This is a genomic window from Ramlibacter sp. (assembly GCF_013697775.1).
Taxonomy (GTDB): domain Bacteria; phylum Pseudomonadota; class Gammaproteobacteria; order Burkholderiales; family Burkholderiaceae_C; genus Ramlibacter.
Map to the genome: position 1 here is coordinate 1 of NZ_JACCWG010000111.1, position 2,333 is coordinate 2,333.

2 protein-coding genes are annotated in these 2,333 nt (G+C 71.8%); both read left to right on the forward strand.

Translation table 11 applies throughout. The features are described from left to right. Positions 1-151, forward strand: a 151-nt coding sequence (locus H0U68_RS05950; RefSeq protein ID WP_296353630.1) for an integrase core domain-containing protein, incomplete at its 5' end; no start/stop codon positions are given. A gap of 29 nt (positions 152-180) precedes the next feature. Continuing rightward, on the forward strand, positions 181-2,333 hold a 2,153-nt coding region (locus tag H0U68_RS05955), incomplete at its 3' end, for an indolepyruvate ferredoxin oxidoreductase family protein (RefSeq protein WP_296353628.1).

Sequence of the window (2,333 nt, forward strand, 5' to 3'; positions counted from 1 at the left end):
CAGGCCCTATGAAAGCTCAGAGCAGCGCCGAGCCGCTCTGCAGCCCTTCGTTGACCACTACAACTGGCTTCGGCCACACTCCGCTCTGAACCACCAGCCGCCCATGAGCCGCATTCCGGCTATGAACAACCTAGTGAAACTCGACACCTAGGCCTGCTGCCCGGCGCGCAGGTCGAGGGCGTGTTCGCTCTCTGGTATGCCAAGGGCCCGGGCGTGGACCGCGCGGGCGACGTGTTCCGCCACGCCAACCTGGCCGGCAGCGCGCCGCGCGGCGGCGTGGTGGTGCTGTGCGGCGACGATCACGGCGGCGTTTCCACCACCACCAACCACCAGAGCGACGGCGTGCTGCGCGCCTGGCACATGCCCATGCTGCTGCCGGCCAACCTGCAGGACATGCTGGACCTGAGCGTGCACGCGTGGGAGGCCTCGCGCTGCACCGGCCTGTACATCGGCCTGAAAGCGCTGGCGGACACGGTGGAGACCACCGGCGTGGTCGACGTCGCTGCGCAGCGCGTGCAGGCGGTGCTGCCCGAAGCGCCGCAGCGTGCGCAGCCGCTGGGCATCCGCGCCGTGGACGACCGCTGGCAGCAGGAGGCGCGGCTGCTGGACCACCGCCTGCCGCTGTTCCAGGAGTACGTGCGGCTGAACGGGCTGAACCGCGTGACGGCGCGCACCGGGCGCGACCGGCTGGGCATCGCCGCGTCCGGAAAAGCCTACGAGGACGTGCTGCAGGCGCTGGCCGACCTGGGCGTCACCGAACGCCACCTGGCCGGGCTGGGCATCCGGCTGATGAAGGTGACGGCGCCGTGGCCGCTGCACCCGAGCGACATGCGGGCGTTCTGCGAAGGCCTGGAGGATCTGGCGGTGGTCGAGGAGAAGGCGCCCGTCGTCGAGGAGCAGCTGCGCGCGATGCTGCACGACGCGCCGCCGGATGCACGTCCGCGCATCGTCGGCAAGCTGCATGCGGGCGCGCAGCCGGCGCCGCTGCCCGCGGCGTCGGATCTAGACGCGGCGCAGGTGGCGCGTTTCCTGGCCGGCTGGCTGGCCGAATACGCGGAGATTCCCGCGCTCGGGCAGCACCTGGACTTCCTCGACGCGAAAGCGCGGCAAGTGGACGAGGCCCATGGCACCGCCGTGCGCCAGCCGTACTTCTGCAGCGGCTGCCCGCACAACACATCCACCCGCCTGCCGGACGGCAGCATAGCCATGGCCGGCGTCGGCTGCCACTACATGGCGCTGTCGGTGTATCCGGAGCACACCCGCACCTTCTCGGTGATGGGCACCGAGGGCAGCAACTGGATCGGCATGGCGCCGTTCACCGACACGCCGCACACCTTCGTGAACCTGGGCGAGGGCACCTACTTTCATTCGGCCATCCTGGCGATCCGCGCGTCGGTGGCGGCCGGCGTGAACGTCACCTACAAGCTGCTGTACAACGACGCGGTCGCCATGACGGGCGGCCAGCCGGTGGACGGCCCGCTCAACGTCGGCATGCTGGTGGCGCAGCTGCGCGCCGAGGGCGTGCGGCACGTTGCCGTGGTGGCGCAGGAACTTGACGCCGGCCGCGCCGACCTGGCCCTGCCGACCGACATCCCGATCCACGACCGCGCGCGGCTGGACGCCGTGCAGCGCGAGCTGCGCGCCATGCCGGGCTGCACCGCGCTGGTCTACGTGCAGACCTGCGCCGCCGAGAAGCGCCGGCGGCGAAAGCGCGGCGGCTTCCCCGACCCGCAGCGGCGGCTGGTGATCCATGAGGAGGTGTGCGAAGGCTGCGGCGACTGCGGCCAGGCGTCCAACTGCGTGTCGCTGGTGCCGCTGGAGACGCCGCTCGGACGCAAGCGCGCCATCGACCAGTCGGCCTGCAACAAGGACTACAGCTGCGCCGAGGGCTTTTGCCCCAGCTTCGTGTCGGTGCGCGGCGCGCCGTTGAGGAAACCCGCGTCCGCGTCGGCCTGGCGGGCCGGGCTCGACACCCTGCCGGCGCCGCAGAAGGCGCCGCTGCACACGCCGTACAACCTGCTGGTCACCGGCATCGGCGGCACCGGTGTGGTCACGGTCGGCGCACTGATGGGCATGGCCGCGCACCTCGACGGCCTGGCCGTGTCGGTGCTGGACATGACCGGCATGGCGCAGAAGAACGGCGGCGTGCAGTCGCACATCCGCGTCGCGCACCGGGCGTGCGAGCTGCACGGCGCCCGCATTCCCTGGGGCGCCGCCGACGTGCTGCTGGCCGCCGACATGGTGGAAGCCACGGCACGCCCGGTGCTGGCAAGCACGCGCCACGGCCGCACGCGCCTGCTGGCCAGCACGGCGCGCGTGATGCCGGGTCGCTT